The 16,895-nt window shown below is 61.6% G+C and carries 13 protein-coding genes; 6 read left to right on the top strand and 7 right to left on the bottom strand.

The window, feature by feature from the left end:
- Positions 1–319 precede the first annotated feature (319 nt).
- The 6 genes from G3N96_RS11780 to G3N96_RS11755 form a co-directional block, all read right to left on the bottom strand.
- Positions 320–1,792 (bottom strand): TolC family protein, encoded by a 1,473-nt coding sequence (locus tag G3N96_RS11780; protein WP_206137323.1) that lies wholly within the window; start codon positions 1,790–1,792, stop codon positions 320–322.
- Entirely contained in the window at positions 1,789–3,882 is a 2,094-nt protein-coding gene (locus G3N96_RS11775) for a peptidase domain-containing ABC transporter (RefSeq protein WP_124578540.1), read from the bottom strand. The genes G3N96_RS11780 and G3N96_RS11775 overlap by 4 nt, the downstream gene beginning before the upstream one ends.
- Before the next feature lie 33 nt (positions 3,883–3,915).
- A complete protein-coding gene (locus tag G3N96_RS11770; protein WP_124578538.1) occupies positions 3,916–5,241 on the bottom strand; it encodes an HlyD family efflux transporter periplasmic adaptor subunit in 1,326 nt (441 codons plus the stop codon).
- Positions 5,242–5,265: 24 nt separating this feature from the next.
- Entirely contained in the window at positions 5,266–6,219 is a 954-nt protein-coding gene (locus G3N96_RS11765; RefSeq protein ID WP_124578536.1) for a CPBP family intramembrane glutamic endopeptidase, read from the bottom strand.
- A 165-nt stretch (positions 6,220–6,384) separates the two neighbouring features.
- On the bottom strand, positions 6,385–6,840 hold the full coding sequence (locus tag G3N96_RS11760) for a hypothetical protein (protein ID WP_124578534.1): 456 nt from the start codon (positions 6,838–6,840) through the stop codon (positions 6,385–6,387).
- 99 nt (positions 6,841–6,939) lie between these two features.
- Positions 6,940–9,738, bottom strand: a complete 2,799-nt coding sequence (locus G3N96_RS11755) for a PQQ-binding-like beta-propeller repeat protein (RefSeq protein WP_206137322.1) — start codon at positions 9,736–9,738, stop codon at positions 6,940–6,942.
- A gap of 806 nt (positions 9,739–10,544) precedes the next feature.
- On the opposite strand from G3N96_RS11755, the gene G3N96_RS11750 reads away from it, so the two are divergent.
- From G3N96_RS11750 to G3N96_RS11725, 6 genes are all read left to right on the top strand, one after another.
- Positions 10,545–11,498: a choline ABC transporter substrate-binding protein gene (locus G3N96_RS11750; RefSeq protein WP_124578529.1), complete on the top strand. Its 954-nt coding sequence runs from the start codon at positions 10,545–10,547 to the stop codon at positions 11,496–11,498.
- A gap of 83 nt (positions 11,499–11,581) precedes the next feature.
- Complete coding sequence (locus G3N96_RS11745; protein WP_039366557.1) at positions 11,582–12,511, top strand: 3-keto-5-aminohexanoate cleavage protein; 930 nt, start codon at positions 11,582–11,584, stop codon at positions 12,509–12,511.
- A gap of 87 nt (positions 12,512–12,598) precedes the next feature.
- The gene (locus tag G3N96_RS11740; protein WP_206137321.1) at positions 12,599–13,564 is read left to right on the top strand and encodes an L-carnitine dehydrogenase; all 966 of its coding nucleotides are present in this window, start codon (positions 12,599–12,601) and stop codon (positions 13,562–13,564) included.
- A 12-nt stretch (positions 13,565–13,576) separates the two neighbouring features.
- Positions 13,577–14,065, top strand: a complete 489-nt coding sequence (locus G3N96_RS11735; protein ID WP_206137320.1) for a thioesterase family protein — start codon at positions 13,577–13,579, stop codon at positions 14,063–14,065.
- Between the two features lie 33 nt (positions 14,066–14,098).
- Positions 14,099–15,055 (top strand): alpha/beta hydrolase, encoded by a 957-nt coding sequence (locus G3N96_RS11730; protein ID WP_206137319.1) that lies wholly within the window; start codon positions 14,099–14,101, stop codon positions 15,053–15,055.
- Positions 15,056–15,077: 22 nt separating this feature from the next.
- On the top strand, positions 15,078–16,274 hold the full coding sequence (locus G3N96_RS11725; protein ID WP_206137318.1) for a TauD/TfdA family dioxygenase: 1,197 nt from the start codon (positions 15,078–15,080) through the stop codon (positions 16,272–16,274).
- 199 nt (positions 16,275–16,473) lie between these two features.
- On the opposite strand, the gene G3N96_RS11720 is transcribed toward G3N96_RS11725, so the two are convergent.
- On the bottom strand, positions 16,474–16,770 hold the full coding sequence (locus G3N96_RS11720; RefSeq protein WP_089426868.1) for a DUF4148 domain-containing protein: 297 nt from the start codon (positions 16,768–16,770) through the stop codon (positions 16,474–16,476).
- Positions 16,771–16,895: the final 125 nt, after the last annotated feature.

Raw genomic sequence — 16,895 nt, 5'->3', positions numbered from 1 at the left:
CGGGAAATTGGCGTGGATTCCGCAATACGAAACGCTCTTTCGGCTGCTGGAGGCCGGGCCAGCTTCACACGTGCTCGTGACACCCGTTCGTCGGGGCGGTGCGAGCGGCGCTGAACGGAAGCCGCACCAGCTGTTGCTTTATGAGCCCTGAACCCCTATAGCGCCGAGGCTTTGCGACGGACGAATAGTGCAAGTAACGCGACCACGTCGCGATGGGCGTGCCATGCACGCATTGAGGGGGACCGTCCACGTCTGGCCGTGAGCCCCGCGCCTCGCGAACGGATGCGTATCGAAACCGTCACTTCGCGCTGAGATATCGTCACGGCGCTTCAGCGTGCGGCGTCCAACGCTGACCGTCGAGCGTCCCAATCGAAAAGGCCAGCACGAGCCTCGACACACGCCAATCAGCCTGTGATTGCACCACCTGACGTTGCGCCGTTGCGAGGGTGGTTTGTGCGTTCAGGACATCGAGCAGGGGACCGACGCCGGCACTGTAGCGTCTGCTCGCTACGTCGTACGCTTCCCGCGCGCTTTCCAGTGTCGACGAGGCAACCTGTAGATTTGCCATTTTCGTTATCACGTCCTGATAGCTGCGCCATACTGCCGACGCGACTTCCAGCTCGGCTTTATGCAGGCTTGCGCGGTCGATATCAACCTGAGCCTGCGATGCCTGATGGTGATACTCCTGGCCAAACCCCGAAAAGATGGGGATGCTGATCTGAATTCCTACATATTTGCTGTACGTGCGCGTGTCGCGTGGAAATGCACCTAATGACTTGTCGTTGCTCAACGTGCCCGACAAGGAAATCGTGGGCAACTCCTCCCTGCGCGCAAGTTTCGCGTTCGCTTCGTCTGCTTCGATCAGTGCTTGCGCCTCGAGCAACTTCGGATTGACAGCTTTTGCCAGCGCCAGCAGATCAGTAATCGAAGACGTAAAATTCACGTCCGGTTGAGCCCCCGCGCTCACATCAACTTCAATGGCAGTATCGACGGGAATTCCCATGCGTAGACACAAGGTGCCTTGCGCGGCCTTGAGCGCACCCGTCGCGCTTACGCGTGTGTAAATTGCCTCCTGCCATGCGGCCTTAGCCTGCAATTCATCGTTCAATGTACCGGCGCCCGCAAAGTGTTTGTGCCGGGCAATCTGAAAGCTTCGTTCGGCATTCGCCTCGGCGTTGTTCGCCGCATCAAGTGTGCTTTGTGCAGTCCAGACCGCATAGAACGCTGCTGCAGCCTGTTCGAACACAGATTGCAGTGCTCCGGTATGGCTCGCCTTGGAAAGCTCGAGAAGCCCCTTGTAATAGGCCAGGTTCGCGTCACGCCTTCCGAAATCGAAGAGCACCCACGACAGCCGTAACTCACCATAACGATCCGATGTGCGGCCCATCGCCTCAGGCAGGGTCGGACCAGATAAGGCTTCAGTTTCAACCGTACGCGAACGTGTGCCACTGGCGTCTAGCGTCGGCAACCACGCAGATTTTGCGACACCCACCTGAGCCGCGTTCAAGACCATGTTCGCCCAGCTTTCGCGCACGGTCGGATCGCTGCACAGAGCGCGACTGACTGCGTCATACAGGGAAACAGGCGAATGAAGGCTCGCCTCACTACAGGCGCCTGTAGTGCGTGCCATCCGGTTTAAATCGGGCGATACGTCTTCCAGTCCTCTTCGTGTCGAAAATGGATCCAGTTGCGCATGCGTCAGCGGAACGACGAGCCCGGCGACCGCAAGGCAGGCAACAACGAGCGCACAACGGTATAAAAGCGTTCGAAGTGCGACATTCTTCTTTCTCATGCCGTTTCCCGCACATGCCCAAGCTCGATGACGCGATCAGCAGATGCGATGGTTTCAGGACGGTGCGCGACAATGATCCGTGTGATATTCAGCTTGCGCATCGCTGCGTTCACGGCGCGTTCGTTGTTCACGTCAAGATGGCTCGTCGCCTCATCGAGCAGGAGCAGTTTCGGACGGCGGTAAAGGGCGCGTGCGAGCATCACGCGTTGCCGCTGACCTGCGGACAGGGCAGACCCCATGTCGCCGATGTAGGTGTAGTAGCCCATCGGCATCGCACGAATATCGGCATGGACGGAAGCCGTTTCCGCGCATTGCGTGATCCACGCGAAGTCGGGCGTTGGATCGAAGAAGCTGATGTTCTCGGCAATCGATCCCGCGAATAGTCGATCCTCCTGCATCACGACGCCGATCAGGGAGCGATAGTTCGCAAGACCCATTTGCCGAATCGGCATGCCGCCCGCGATAATTTCCCCCGAGTGAGGTGCCAACAAGCCGGCGAGCAGTTTCAGCAACGTGGTTTTGCCTTGGCCGGAGGGCCCGACAATTGCAACGGCTTCGCCCGCCTCAACACGCAGATCCAGGTTATCGATGATCCTCGGCCCGTTCTTCGAATAGCTGTATGACAATTTCTTGACTTCGAGCGTCGGCACAAATTCATCCACGTCCGGCGCTCGCATCACTTCATCCGGCTCCCGTTTCGTGAGCACGATATCCGCCAGCCGCGCCGCGTGAAGTTTGAGAATCCGCAGCTCGTACACTTTGTCGATCAGCGCAGTAAAGCGTGCGGTGAACTGCCCACGATAAGACAGGAAGGCAAACAGCATCCCGAGCGAGAGCGACCGGTCGATGACGGCAAGCGCGCCGAAGTAGGTCACTAGAATCGCCTCGAGCCCGAATATGAAATGATTGCTTGTGATCGCGATCAGTTGAAGCCGTCGCGTTCGCAGGTCGGCGTTCTTCTCGCTTACGATCACGTTCAGCCAGCGGGCCAGCCGGTCCTCCGCCTTACCGAAAAGGCGCACGCTCTGAATGCCCCGGACCGATTCCATGAGCAGACTTTTGCCTCGTGCTGCGAAAACGATCTGCTTCTGATTCGACATGCGCAGCGCACCATAAATGCAGGCGCGCAAGATCGCGTAGAGCACGACGGCAACCACGCTGATAAGCGATAGCCGGGCGTTGTAGACGATCATGATAATGATGGTGCCGATCGACATGAGACCATCGAGCACGGATTCAACGAAGCCGACCGTCAGCGCTTGCTGGATCGTATTGACGCTATCGAAGCGGGAAACGATATCGCCAATGTGGCGTTTTCCGAAATAGTCGAGCGGCAGATTCAGCAGATGGCGGAACACGTTCGCCAACCATTGCACATTCACGACCGTGCTGAACGTCGTTACAGCCCACGATCGCATTGCCTCTGTCGCGATATGGATCACCAGCACCAACCCGAAACCCAGCGCCAAAATCAGAAGCAAGTGTCGATCGCCAGTTGTAATGGCTTGGTCCGTGACCCACTCGGGATAGAAGGGCGCAACAATGGTGAAGACTTCAAGCGCAAGGGCGAGCAAGAAGACTCTGAGCAACCCGCGCCCGACACCACTTGCACGCCCCATCAGGGACCGCAGACCGATTTCCTGCTTATCCCGGCGAGGCTGAAAGGCCGGCGTCGGCACGAGTTCCAATGCCATGCCGCTGAAATGCAGCGACAATTCCTTGAGCGACATGCGCCGCGCGCCGAGTGCGGGGTCAACCAACATCACATGATCGCGGCCAACACGTTCGAGGACGACAAAATGCCGAAAATCCCAATGCAGAATGCACGGCAGGCGCAGCAGGTGAAGCTCTTCCGGTTCCAGCCGAACCGCGCGCCCGGCAAGATCGAGGGATGCGCCGATCTTGACAAGATCGAGCAGCGTAAGCCCCTTGAGTGATGGCGAAAAGCGCCGTCGCAACGTTGGCAGATCGGTGTCGTAGCCATGAAACGTTGCGATCATGCTGATGCAGGCTAGTCCACATTCCGTTGCTTCGGTTTGCAAATGCACGTCAATACTGCGCCGAAATCCGAATTGAAGTTGGCGGGTCATGGTTGCTTTGGTTAGGTGAAGCGTGAACTGCGGTCAGGGCGAGCGGCGGGTGAGCGTGTACAGCGGTTCCAGTACCCATTCGTACAGCTTGCGCGTATCGAGCACTACGTCTGCGTCGACGCGCATCCCGTCCTGCAAGGGAATCGACTCGCCGTAGGCGTTGATGGTCTGTGAATCGAGCGCAACCGTGATCTGATAGAGGTTCTCGGATCTGTCGGCATCACCCGTTTCGGTTGCGGTCTGCAATTGCGACGGGCTCAAGGCGGTGCGAGCGATCTGCGTGACCTTGCCCGCGTAGGCCCCGAATTTCTGATACGGAAACGCTTCGTATCGCAATTCGACGGGCGCGCCGATCTTGACGAAACCGACTGCCTTGCTCGGCGCAAACAGTTTCACGTCGAGGCGTCCACCTTGCGGCAGCAGCGACATCAAAGGCGTTGATCCGTTGACCGACTGGCCGGGACGAGTGAGCAGCGCCGTAACGGTGCCTGCGATTTGCGCCGGTATCGTGATTTCGCGGTTGGATTCGTTGTCGGCGATTTCACCGTCCACCTGTAGCATCTGCCGGTGGATCGTGCCTAGTTGGTTTTGTTCATCAAGCGGTGCATTTCGAAGATCGGCCTTTACCTGTGCGAGTTCCGCGTGAGAGGCCGTGCGTTGCTTTCGCAAGTCTTCGAGTTGCGCTCGACTCGTCAGCATGCTTTGCTCGTGTTGCTCGAATTCGGATTGGGACACCACATCGTCACGCCGCAATTGTGCGAACCGTGCGCTGTCGATTTCGGCAAGCTTCGATCGCGCCTCTAGCGTCGTGATTTCCGTATCCAGGTGCTGAATACCTGCACTCAGTTCGGTGGCCTTCGCCCGGAGCATCGCAATGTTCTGTTCGAAGATGCTTTGTATATGCCGTGAGTCGCTTTCCAGGCTGGAGCGCCGCGCATTCAGTTCAACGCCGATCTGCTGCCGCGAGTTGCCGCCCGCGATAGTGCGCTCTGTGGACACGACGACCAAAGGTTGGCCGACATTGACCACGTCCCCTTCGTTGACGAGCACGCGGATAACCGTGCCGACCGTCGGCGCGAATATTTCTGCCGCGCCGTTGTCGATCATGACCCTGCCTTGTACCTCTTCCTTGCGGGTGTACTCGCCGAAGATCAGGAACAACACCACGGCGGTCGCGATCGCGAAGAACACGATGCTAGTCGTGAGGCTGCGTGCCGAACCTGTCAGCACGACCTCGCCGAGCCATTGGTGCTGACGAAATTCGAGCGCAGCGGGGCGGAACAGCAACGCACGCTTACTTTGCCGTGGCTGTTCCTCTTCCGGCTGATCTGCGCTGGGGGCGGTCGATATCTCGCTCATGCTTATCTTGCGGTCAGCGGATGATCACACGCGCTGAGTACCGACGGCGCTTGCGGCTTCTTTAGACACAAACCAGCCGTTCGTCTTCTTCAAAAGCCAATACATCAAAGCGAAAGGCAGGACACCTTTGAGAATGGCAAAGACAACCGCATCAGCTATCAGGCCTCGATTGTTTAAGAATCCGGCCGTTGAAATTTGCGCATGTGGCTGCGCGTGGGCGAACAGGATCGGCAGCATCATTGCGCAGATGTTCATCATCGTATGTGCACCAATCGACAGTTCCAGTCGTTGATCGCGTAAGCTCAATGCAGAAAACCCAAGCGAACAAAAAAACAATGTCGTTTTGATGGGCCAGTCGTACTGTGTGTGGTAGATCGCGAAGAGGGCGGCAACGATTGCGACGACAATGAGCGGGGAACGCACATATTGCCCGAGCGTTTGCGTTAACCACCCACGGAAAAACAATTCCTCGGCGAACGCGAGAACGAGAATGCCGAGCCACGCGGCGAGCATCCCGAGAATCCGACCGAAACCTGGAATGTCCTGCAGCGGTTGAAGATGCCCGAACGGAAGCGTCCATGTGCCAATTCGAATCGACGTATAGATGGACATGACTGCGGCCGATATCACGAAGGCAGGCAGATAAAGAACCGCGCCGAGCAGGCAACGCCGAAGTCTGAAACGCAGGTCGACGGAAATCAGGGAGAGGTACGGGCGTCGCAAGACGATCTTGCATGCAAGCCAGAAGCCTATGATGCCCGTGGTGCTGGCTGTATTGGTGTACAGCGAGATAGCTGCGCGAGCGGCATCAAAATTCTTGAAATACAGAGTCCAGCCCGAAAACATCAGGATCCCAAGCGTGCCGATGATACTCACGAGCGCGCTAAGAAGGATCGTCGATGCGGTTGCTCGCCAATCAGTCCGGCCCAGCTTGGCAAGATCAATAAACGCACGCGTTATATCGTCTTTAGTTTTCATGGAATGCTGATCGAGTGAAACAACGGTTGCTTGCTTTTAGCAACGCAATTGCGGTGCGCTGTGTGGTGCCATATCGATGAAGATCAGACGTCCAGTCGCGGGACCAGTAGCGCGCTGTCATTCATCGATCAGGCTGGGTTCATAGCCTGTACATCAGGGCGGTGCTTAGTGGTTGTGACCGCCACCACCGATGCCGAGCCCGTGTGCGGCAGCGCCAACCGCGTATCCTGCGGCGAAACCGATCGGAGAAGATTGGAAGGAGGTGAGGTTGGCAGTTTCAGCCTGACCCAACGAAAGACCCTGTTGCGCGGCGTCATATCCGGCAACGGCCGCGCCGCCCCACGTAGACATCGATTCGTCCTGCAAGCCCTTCGTGGCTTCCGCGAGTTGGCCGTTGTTTTCAGCCTGCCCGATGGAATCGTTGGCATCGGAGTTGAAGCCTGCGTCGGCCAACGACGTCGCGTCGCTGCCTACTGCCGAATCGGCGGCGGAATCACCGTCGCCGTCACCATCCCCATCACCATCGCCGTATCCGCCGCCATCACCATCGCCGTCACCGCCGCCATCACCATCACCACCGGCCACGTAGCGCAGCAAATCCAGATCATCAATCGTTTGCATGTGATCCACTCCTGAAATAAGCGGGCTTGACGTATACATCCACAATGGCACCCGCGCAGCCATTGATTCTCAATCGGTTGTCGAAACAAAGGTCGTGCGTCAGGATTCCGAGCGTTGCAGCACTTGCGACGGCGGTTGCGTGTGCGTCTGTTCGGTGAATGCACCGCGCACTGGAAGGGGATTTGCGCTGTCCGCTATCGCCCAGGTCAGGCAAGGAGCGACTTCCCACGTTGAGGCCGGAATATCCGGCAGCGCCGCGATGAACGACTCTTCGTCCGTCCACTGATGCAATGTCAATACAGGCAAGAAAGCTTGGGCCTGATTTCCGTTTCGGCAGATCAGCGCATCCCGATCCATACGGAAGTGACCGCGATAGCGCGTGTTATCAACAGGACGGCCTTTGAATATCAGCGACAGGAACACGTGCGACGCACCGGTACATTGGTCCGACAGTGACTGTTGCAGATCAGGAAAATTCGCCAACTTGGGCGCCGGCACAAGCTGTGTGGTGAACTCTGCATCCACGTACCGAGTGACGGCCAGAGCAGAAAGTCGATCTACCACGCCCGAGAACGAATCTTCCAGCTCGTCCTGCTTTCGTGGATCGAGCAACCGCGACACGAAGCGCGTTAGCGCCGTCGCGTCGTATGGAAGCGGAACACCATAGGCCGGCCACGATATATCATCTGTCTGTCGTTCAACGGTATGGCGGTAAAGCGTGTGCCCTTCGCTGGGCGTCAGTTTGGCGTTGCGCAGCGCGTGCAGATATTGGCCGTGTTCGTTGCTATATTCGGGGGAGTTCGGCAGCCCCCCGCCGAGCTTGCCGCCTGCCGTTGCGCGCACGAGTATTCCGAATTTTTCGTGATCCAACTGGTCGACTGTGACTTGCTCAAGCGGTCCGAACAGGCTCACGCTAACGGCGGTATCGCGCAGCGAATCGACGGTCAGGTTCGCGCACGCCTTCGTCACCGCCACGATGACCGACAACTCCGGTGATAGGTCGCGTGGGTCGAACGTCCATTGACCGCCGCGCCCGATGCGCTGCAAGGTCGCGCGATTTCGCAGGCTCACGAAGACACCACCTTGCGGGCGTGCTCCGGTCAATTTGTATCCACGCGGATCAGGCAGAGCGGAGCGATTCGCAATTGCATCGACAGCAAGCCGTGCAAGCTGTAATGCGGTCACGTCAACCGGCGACCGCGCGTCTTGTGCTGGTTCGCGCATGACTGGCGGCGTCACAGACACGCCGTATAGGCGATTAGCCGTCGTCGCAACCGTGAGTATCTGATTGACCGCGTCGTATTCGACGGATGTTGTCACGGCATCAGGAAGCTGGAATACACCTGCGAGCGCAAACGTTTGAGGATCGATTGCGCGTACGCGCCCGTTCGTGCTTCCGAACCAAATCCATGGGCCGATGCGGGCAGGCGACGAAAAAATCTTCGAGTGTGCGCCGATCTTGGCGATTCCTTCGCCGGTCGCCAAATCGATCACGTACAGGTATTTGTCCGTAGAGCCGCAGTAGGCGCGAGCACCGTCGATCAGCGGTGTTGTGTAGACGGCGTTGCCGGTCTGGATGCAGAATTTCAGTTCGCCGCTATCGAGGCACACGCCGCGAATGCCGCCGTCGAACGATCCGAACACGACTTGCCGGCGATCGGGATCGAATGCGGGCGCATGCTTGACCGCGCCGTTCGTCTGAAACTGCCAACGAAGTGCGCCGGTACGTGCGTCGAGCGCCAGCAGGGCGCCGTCGTTCGTGCCGCAGAGCACCAGCGAACCATCAGCGGCATAGAGCGGGGAGCCATGGACGTAGCAACGGACCGGGCATTCCCAGACCTTGTGACCGGTTTCAGCGTCGATCGCGGCTATGCCGCCGGCTCGCGTCGGACTGGCGTATTCAACGCCGATAAAGACCAGATTCAGGTCGGATGCATAGGCCGGTGAAGAGCCAATCCAATCGGGTTCGACGTATCGCCAGATTTCCCGGCCGCTTTGGGCACACAACGCGTACAGGTTACCGTCGTAGCCGCCGAAGAAGACGCGCTCGGGCGTCACGTACGGCGTAGACCAGATCCCTTTCGAGCGCGCCGCCTCGATCTTGAAATTCCAGCGCGTTTCGCCGCTTGCGCCATCGATGCAACGCATTTCGCCGCTGTCGGTTCCGAAATAGATCAGGCCGCCTTGCGCGCGCGGTGCGGATTTCGGTACGACATAGTGGTGATTCGCAGAGGCCGCTTTACTGAGCCAGCGCACGAGGAACGAAAGCTGCGTCGAATGGCTCTTCGGAATTGACAGTTTCAGGTCGAAATTACCGAGAACGTATGCAGATTCTACTGTAACGCCATGTCGCTTTTGCCAATCCTCACCCGTATTGGACTGGTAGTCGATCACGCTCCATACTTTCCAGATCGGGCGACCAATTTCCGCTAATACAACGCGTGATTGTTCAATGCTCGCGCCGCTGTTGAAAATATCATCCACGAGCAGAATGGGCGCATCCGAAACCTCGCCTTCGATCGCGTTCATCCGGCCGTAGCGCTTACGCTCTTTATGAATGATGAAGCCGCCGAGGTTGTGCCCTTTTCGTGCGCCGGCCATAAGAATCGCAGCCACGAGCGGGACGGCGGCCATTTCCATGCCGCCGACCTGAAACGGCAACTGATCCGCATAACGATTCCAGAATAAATCCGCAAGTGTATCGAGCCCTTCTGTAGAAAGGAGGATTGGCCGTAAGTCGATCAGCCATTTAAGGGACTTTCCGCTCGACGATACAAGCTTGTGTCTCGGTGCGCGAAATATGCATTTCGACTCAATTAGATAACGTAACGCGGTCCACCTGTCCAGGCTGAAATCATTCATGTTTTTTAGTCGGTCGATTACTTTACGTGTCTCCATCGCGATTCGCCTGCGCAGGCGGAATGCATCAATCCACGCCCACTATGTGGGATTTGATGATCGCCAAGAATTTCATTTATAATAACGAAAGGTTACGAATGCATTCCCCAGTTGGTGCGTAAAGTCAATTGCGCGGCGCTCGAATTCTGCATTGCTCATACGAAACAAAGCGAAAATATTTTTTGAAATATTTTAACGGTGAAAATAATTGCTTATTTTTTATTGGTGACATAGGTGGGTTTCTCCGGCGTGATAGAAGCGAAATATTCGATTTATCGATACTAAACATCGCTGTCGTCAAAATTAAATTCTCGCTGAAACCGATATCGACCGAGTCGGTACTTTGGAGCGTACGCCCTGTGTTCGCAAACTGAGCGGCCTGACAGGGCCGCTAACACCCGCGTCTCTGTCTTGTAAAAGCGACAAAGTGCCGGGTGCACGGGGCGCGATCGGCAACCTGGCACCAAATGAAAGACCCGGCGGGAAAGCCGGTTCGAGAGATTCGCGCTGTATCTGCGTGGGATGAAAAGGCTGCTGGGCAGCCTTCCTTGGTTTTGTCCAGTCCTCCCCCACCAGCATCGCGCCGCATGCGGACAAGCAGAATCCATCGGAAAAACGTATGAAAGCCCCGCCTATCAAGCCTCTCATGAAATCTAGTGGTTTCCACTCATAGTCGCAAATAGTCAAGAACAGGTCGCCGCCGGTCTTCTCGCGGCCAATATGGCTCGTTACTTTTACTCCCACGATGCAGGCCGGGCACACCCCGCGCACCGGCTGCCGCGAGTCCAACCGGGAGGTACCGAACCATGAAGTCGACGAAGATCGCCGCGCTTGCCGCGGCCGTGCTGGCGACCGGCGCGTTCACGCATACGGCGCTGGCCGAAACCGAAGGCGCGACCTGCCGCACCGTGCGTTTCGCGGATATCGGCTGGACCGACATCACGTCGACCACGGCGCTCGCGTCGACCGTGTTCGAGGCGCTCGGCTACAAGCCGACCACGACGATCGCGTCGGTGCCGATCTCGTTCGCCGGCCTGAAGAGCAAGCAGCTCGACATATCGCTCGGCTACTGGTGGCCCGTGCAGCAGAAGCAGCTCCAGCCGTTCCTCGACAGCAAGTCGATCAACGTCGTCGAGCCGCCGAACCTGTCGGGCGCGAAGGCGACGCTCGCGGTGCCGAGCTACGAATACCAGGCGGGCCTGAAGACCTTCGAGGACATCGCGAAGCACCGCGCGGAACTCGACGGCAAGATCTACGGGATCGAGCCGGGCAGCAGCGCGAACGCGACGATCCAGAAGATGATCGACACGAACCAGTACGGGCTCGGCGGCTTCAAGCTCGTCGAATCGAGCGAGGCCGGGATGCTGGTGACGGTCGAGCGCGCGATCCGCGAGAAGAAGTGGGTCGTGTTCCTCGGCTGGGAACCGCACCCGATGAACATCCAGCTCAGCATGAACTATCTGTCCGGCGGCGATGCGTCGTTCGGGCCGAACTACGGCGAAGCGCGCGTATACACGCTCACGGCCCCCGACTTCATTTCCCGCTGCCCGAACGCCGGCAAGCTCGTCACGAACCTGCGTTTCTCGACGCAGCTCGAGAACCAGCTGATGCAGTCGGTGATGAACAAGACGAAGCCGGCCGACGCCGCGAAGGCGTACCTGAAGAAGAACCCGCAGGTGCTCGATCCGTGGCTCGCGGGCGTCAAGACGTTCGACGGCAAGGATGGCCTGCCGGCCGTGAAGGCGTATCTCGGCCTGTGATGGATGGCCCGCGCGCCGCGCGCGGCGCGCCCTGACGAAACATCCGCATTGCGACACAACCCGATTCAAGCGAGGCAACCAGCATGAACCACGAAGTCATCATCACCTGCGCCGTCACCGGCGCGGGCGATACGGTCGGCAAGCATCCGGCGATTCCGGTCACGCCGAAGGAGATCGCAGCGGCCGCGATCGAGGCCGCGAAGGCCGGCGCGACGGTGGCGCACTGCCACGTGCGTGATCCGCAGACGGGGCGCGGCAGCCGCGACCCGAACCTGTACCGCGAAGTGGTCGATCGCATCCGCTCGGCCGACGTCGACGTGATCATCAACCTGACGGCCGGCATGGGCGGGGATCTCGAGATCGGCCCCGGCGAGGACCCGATGCGTTTCGGCAAGGGCACCGATCTCGTTGGCGGCCTCACGCGCCTCGCGCACGTCGAGGATCTGCTGCCCGAGATCTGCACGCTCGACTGCGGCACGCTGAATTTCGGTGACGGCGACTACATCTATGTATCGACGCCCGCGCAGCTACGCGCCGGCGCGAAGCGCATCCAGGAGCTCGGCGTGAAGCCTGAGCTGGAGATCTTCGACACGGGCCATCTGTGGTTCGCGAAGCAGTTGCTGAAGGAAGGGCTGCTCGACGATCCGCCGCTGTTCCAGCTGTGCCTCGGCATTCCGTGGGGCGCACCGGCCGATACCGGCACGATGAAGGCGATGGTCGACAACCTGCCGCCGGGCGCGCACTGGGCCGGCTTCGGGATCGGCCGCATGCAGATGCCGATGGTCGCGCAGGCGATGCTGCTCGGTGGCCACGTGCGCGTCGGCCTTGAGGACAACATCTGGCTCGATCGCGGCGTGCATGCGACCAACGGCACGCTCGTCGAGCGCGCGAGAGAGATCATCGAGCGCCTCGGTGCCCGCGTGCTGACGCCGGCCGAAGGCCGCCGCAAGCTCGGCTTGCCCGCACGCGGCGAGCGTCCGCTCGAACGCCGTGCGATCGCCGAGTTCGCGTGAGTGTTTCCCTGACTGATTGATACGACGCGGCGGCGCGCACCAGTGCGGCTGCCCACCGATTTCCCCTGATTTGAAGGATGCGTTGACATGGCTGTGAAGACCGACATCAAGACGTTCGCCGCCATCGGCACCGGCGTGATCGGCAGCGGATGGATTTCCCGCGCGCTCGCGCACGGTCTCGACGTGGTCGTGTGGGACCCGGCGCCGGGCGCGGAGGAGCGGCTGCGCGCGAACGTCGCGAACGCGTGGCCCGCGCTCGAACGCGTCGGCCTCGCGCCGGGCGCCGATCCTGCCCGGCTGCGTTTCGTCTCGACGATCGAGGCCTGCGTCGCCGACGCGGATTTCATCCAGGAAAGCGCGCCCGAGCGCGAGGCGCTGAAGCTCGAGCTGCACGAGCAGATCAGCCGCGCGGCGAAACCCGACGCGATCATCGCGTCGTCGACGTCGGGGCTGCTGCCGACGGATTTCTACGCGCGGGCGACGCATCCGGAGCGCTGCGTGGTCGGCCATCCGTTCAATCCCGTCTACCTGCTGCCGCTCGTCGAGGTGCTCGGCGGCGCGCGCACGTCGCCGGAGGCGGTCGAAGGCGCGATGGCGATCTATCGCAAGCTCGGCATGCGGCCGCTGCACGTGCGCAAGGAAGTGCCGGGCTTCATCGCCGACCGGCTGCTCGAAGCGTTGTGGCGCGAGGCGCTGCACCTCGTCAACGAAGGCGTCGCGACGACCGGCGAGATCGACGACGCGATCCGCTTCGGCGCGGGCATCCGCTGGTCGTTCATGGGCACGTTCCTGACCTACACGCTCGCGGGCGGCGATGCGGGCATGCGACACTTCATGCAGCAGTTCGGCCCCGCGCTCGAATTGCCTTGGACGAAGCTGGTCGCGCCCACGTTGACCGATGCGCTGATCGACAGCGTCGTCGAAGGCACGACCGAACAGCAGGGCACGCGCAGCATCAAGGAACTCGAGCGCTATCGCGACGAGTGCATCACCGAGGTGCTGAAGTCGATCGCCGCGGTGAAGGCGCGGCACGGGATGCGATTCGAAGACTGAGGACGACAGACGATGACCGGCGATACCCCGCTGACGATTTACCGCGACGTGGTGCGGCCCGAATGGGTCGACTACAACGGCCACCTGCGCGATGCGTTCTACCTGCTGATCTTCAGCTTCGCGACCGATGCGCTGCTGGATCGCATCGGCCTCGATGATGCCGCGCGTCGCGAGCGGGGCCGCTCGGTCTACACGCTCGAAGCACATGTGAACTACCTGCACGAGATCAAGGAGGGCACACAGGTGCGCGTCGACGCGCGCGTGCTCGCGCACGACGCGAAGCGGCTGCACCTGTATCTCGAGCTGTTCGCTGACGGGCACGACGATGCGGTATCGGCGAGCGAGCAGATGCTGCTGCACGTCGATACGCGCGACGGCGCGAAATCGGCGCCGTTCGACGACGACGTGGCTGCACGCGTGGCCGAGCTGCATGCGTTGCAGCGCGATGGCGCGGCGCCCGCGTATGCGGGCCGCGTGATCGGGCTGCCGCCGCGCCGCTAGCCGGCGCAAGCCTTCGACCCCGGAGCGCACACGATGCTCGAACCGGAAATCGCGACGTTCGTTGCCGCCGTCGACGCGTGGTATCCGGCCGACGCGGCGGCGCGCTCGCCCGCCGAACAGCGCCGCCTGTACGACCGCTTCGCGGCCGAATGGACGCCGGCCGCGCTGCCGGCCGGCATCGTGCAGCAGGACGCCGTCTGGCATGCCGCCGACGGCCGCGCGATCGCGCTGCGGCGTTACACGTCCGCGCATGGCACGCCGCGCGGCACGGTGCTGTTCTTTCATGGCGGCGGCTTCGTCGTCGGCTCGCTCGACAGTCATGCGCTGATCACCGCGCAACTGGCGGCCGATACGGGGCTCGACGTGATCGCGGTCGACTACCGGCTCGCGCCCGAGCATCGCGCGCCGGCCGCGCTCGAAGATTGCCTGGCGGTCACGCGTGCGGCGCGCGACGCACGCTGGCCATTCGGGCCGTGCGTGCATCCGCTGACGCTCGCGGGCGACAGCGCGGGCGGCATGCTCGCGGCGGGCGTGGCCACCGCGTTGCGCGATGCGGGCGAAGGCGGTGTCGACGGCATCGCGCTCGTCTATCCGATGCTCGGGTTCGAACCGCAAGCGCCCGCGCGCGAAACGGAAGCGCACGCGCCGATGCTGACGCTCGACGACGTCCATCGCTATCGCGCGCTGTACTGGGAAGGCGGCTTGCTCGATGCGCTGGAAGACGGCAACCCGCTGCTGCGCGCATCGGTGCCGCTCGCGGCTTCGCGTTTCGACGGCCTGCCGCCGGTGCTCGCGATCGGCGCGGAACACGATCCGCTGCGCGACGACGCGCGCGTGTACGTCGAACGGATTCGCGCGGCCGGCGGTGCCGCGCACTACTGGATGGGAGAGGGGCTGGTGCACGGCTGCTGGCGGGCGCTCGGAACGAGCCCGCAGGCGGCGCGGCTGCACCGGACGGTCGGCGGGTTTCTGCTCGCACCACACGCGTAGCGGGCGTTTCCGGGAGGCAACGATGCAGGCAGCGCAACACCGTATCGAGGACTGGCGGACGTTTTCGGGCGACGCAGCCATTGCGGCGGCGACGATTGGCGATGGCGCGGTGGACGTCGAATGGAGCGACACACGACGATCGCCGTTTCATTTCGACTGGCTGCGCGACAACTGCGCGTGTTCCGCGTGCGTGCATGCCGTCACGCGTGAACAGGTGTTCGAGATCGCCGATGCGCGCGAGGATCTCTCCGCGCTCACGGTGCACGTCGAAACCGACGGCGCGCTGCATGTCGAGTGGAATGACGGACATCGCAGCGCGTGGTCGCCGGGCTGGTTGCGTGCGCATGCCTACGACGACGCGTCGCGCGCGGAGCGGCAGGCCGCGCACGGGCGGCACGTGTGGGCCGGTGACGACGCGACGGCCATCGGCGTGTTCGCGTGGCGCGACGTGATGGAGGACGACCGCGCATTGCTCGTGTGGCTCGCCGCGTTGCAGCGCACGGGGCTGACGCTCGTCCAAGGCGTGCCGGCCGAGCGCGGCCGCGTCGACGAGATCGCGCGCCGCATCGGCCTGATCCGCGAAAGCAATTTCGGTGTGCTGTTCGACGTCGAATCAAAGCCGCGTCCGGACAGCAATGCGTATACGTCGCTGAACCTGCCGCCGCACACCGACCTGCCGACCCGCGAGCTGCAGCCGGGCGTGCAGTTCCTGCATTGCCTCGCGAACGACGCGACTGGCGGCGACAGCGTGTTCCTCGACGGCTTCGCGCTGGCCGATGCGCTGCGGCGCGAGCATCCGGCGGATTTCGACCAACTCGCGTCGACGCCGTTCGAGTTCTGGAACAAGAGTGCGAACAGCGACTACCGCTGCTCGGCGCCGGTGATCGGGCTCGACGCGCGCGGCAATGTGACGGAAGTGCGCGTCGCGAACTTCCTGCGCGGGCCGCTCGATGCGCCGGCCGGCTCGGTCGCCGCCGTCTATCGTGCGTACCGGCGGTTTCTCGCGCTGGCGCGCGAGCCGCGCTTTCGCGTGCAGCGCCGGCTGCGGGCGGGCGACATGTGGGCGTTCGACAACCGCCGCGTGATGCACGCGCGTACGGAGTTCGATCCGTCTACCGGACGCCGGCACTTGCAGGGCTGCTACATCGATCGCGACGAACTGCTGTCGCGGTGGCGCGTACTGTCGCGGTCGGTGCCGGTTGCGGCTGCGCCGCGCTGACGGGCGCGCGCGGTTTCGTCCTGCTCGTACGCATCCCTCGCAGATGAAAAAACACCCGGACGCCAGGCGCCCGGGCGAAGCCACCCGTTGCCGGGCGGCGGAGGTATGCGTTTCATAAAAACGGACGAGCCCCGCAAGGGGGCTCGTCCGGATATTTCTTCATCGCGCGACGCGCGGCGCCCGCCGAGGGCGCATCGGCTTACTGGCCGAAGAAGATCGAGTCGCGAGCGTTCGACGATGCGGCCGGGGCGCCCGAGTGGACGGCCGGAGCCGGTTGTGCGCCGTAGCCGCTGGTGTCGGCACCATGAACACGCGCTTCGGCGCTCTGGATGTCGTTCGGGTAGTACGGGCTTGCCACGCCCGGCTTGTAGCCGGCTTGTTCGAGCTGGACCAGTTCGTTGCGCACTTGAGCGCGGGTCACGGTGCTTTGAGCGAATGCGCCAAACGAAGCGGACAGGGCGGCAGCGGCAACGACTGCGGAAACGAGCGATTTCATGATACGGAGAACCTTCCTGTCGCGCGCCATCGGTGTCGCGGCCGCGTCGCTGTTCGCGCGCGCCGCGTGGGCGCAGCATGCCGGTCACGCCGGCATGGCCGGCATGGACTCGATGGACGACATGC

This window comes from Burkholderia sp. Se-20373, assembly GCF_017104705.1.
Taxonomy (GTDB): Bacteria; Pseudomonadota; Gammaproteobacteria; order Burkholderiales; family Burkholderiaceae; genus Burkholderia.
This window is presented reverse-complemented; position numbering and strand designations above follow the sequence as displayed.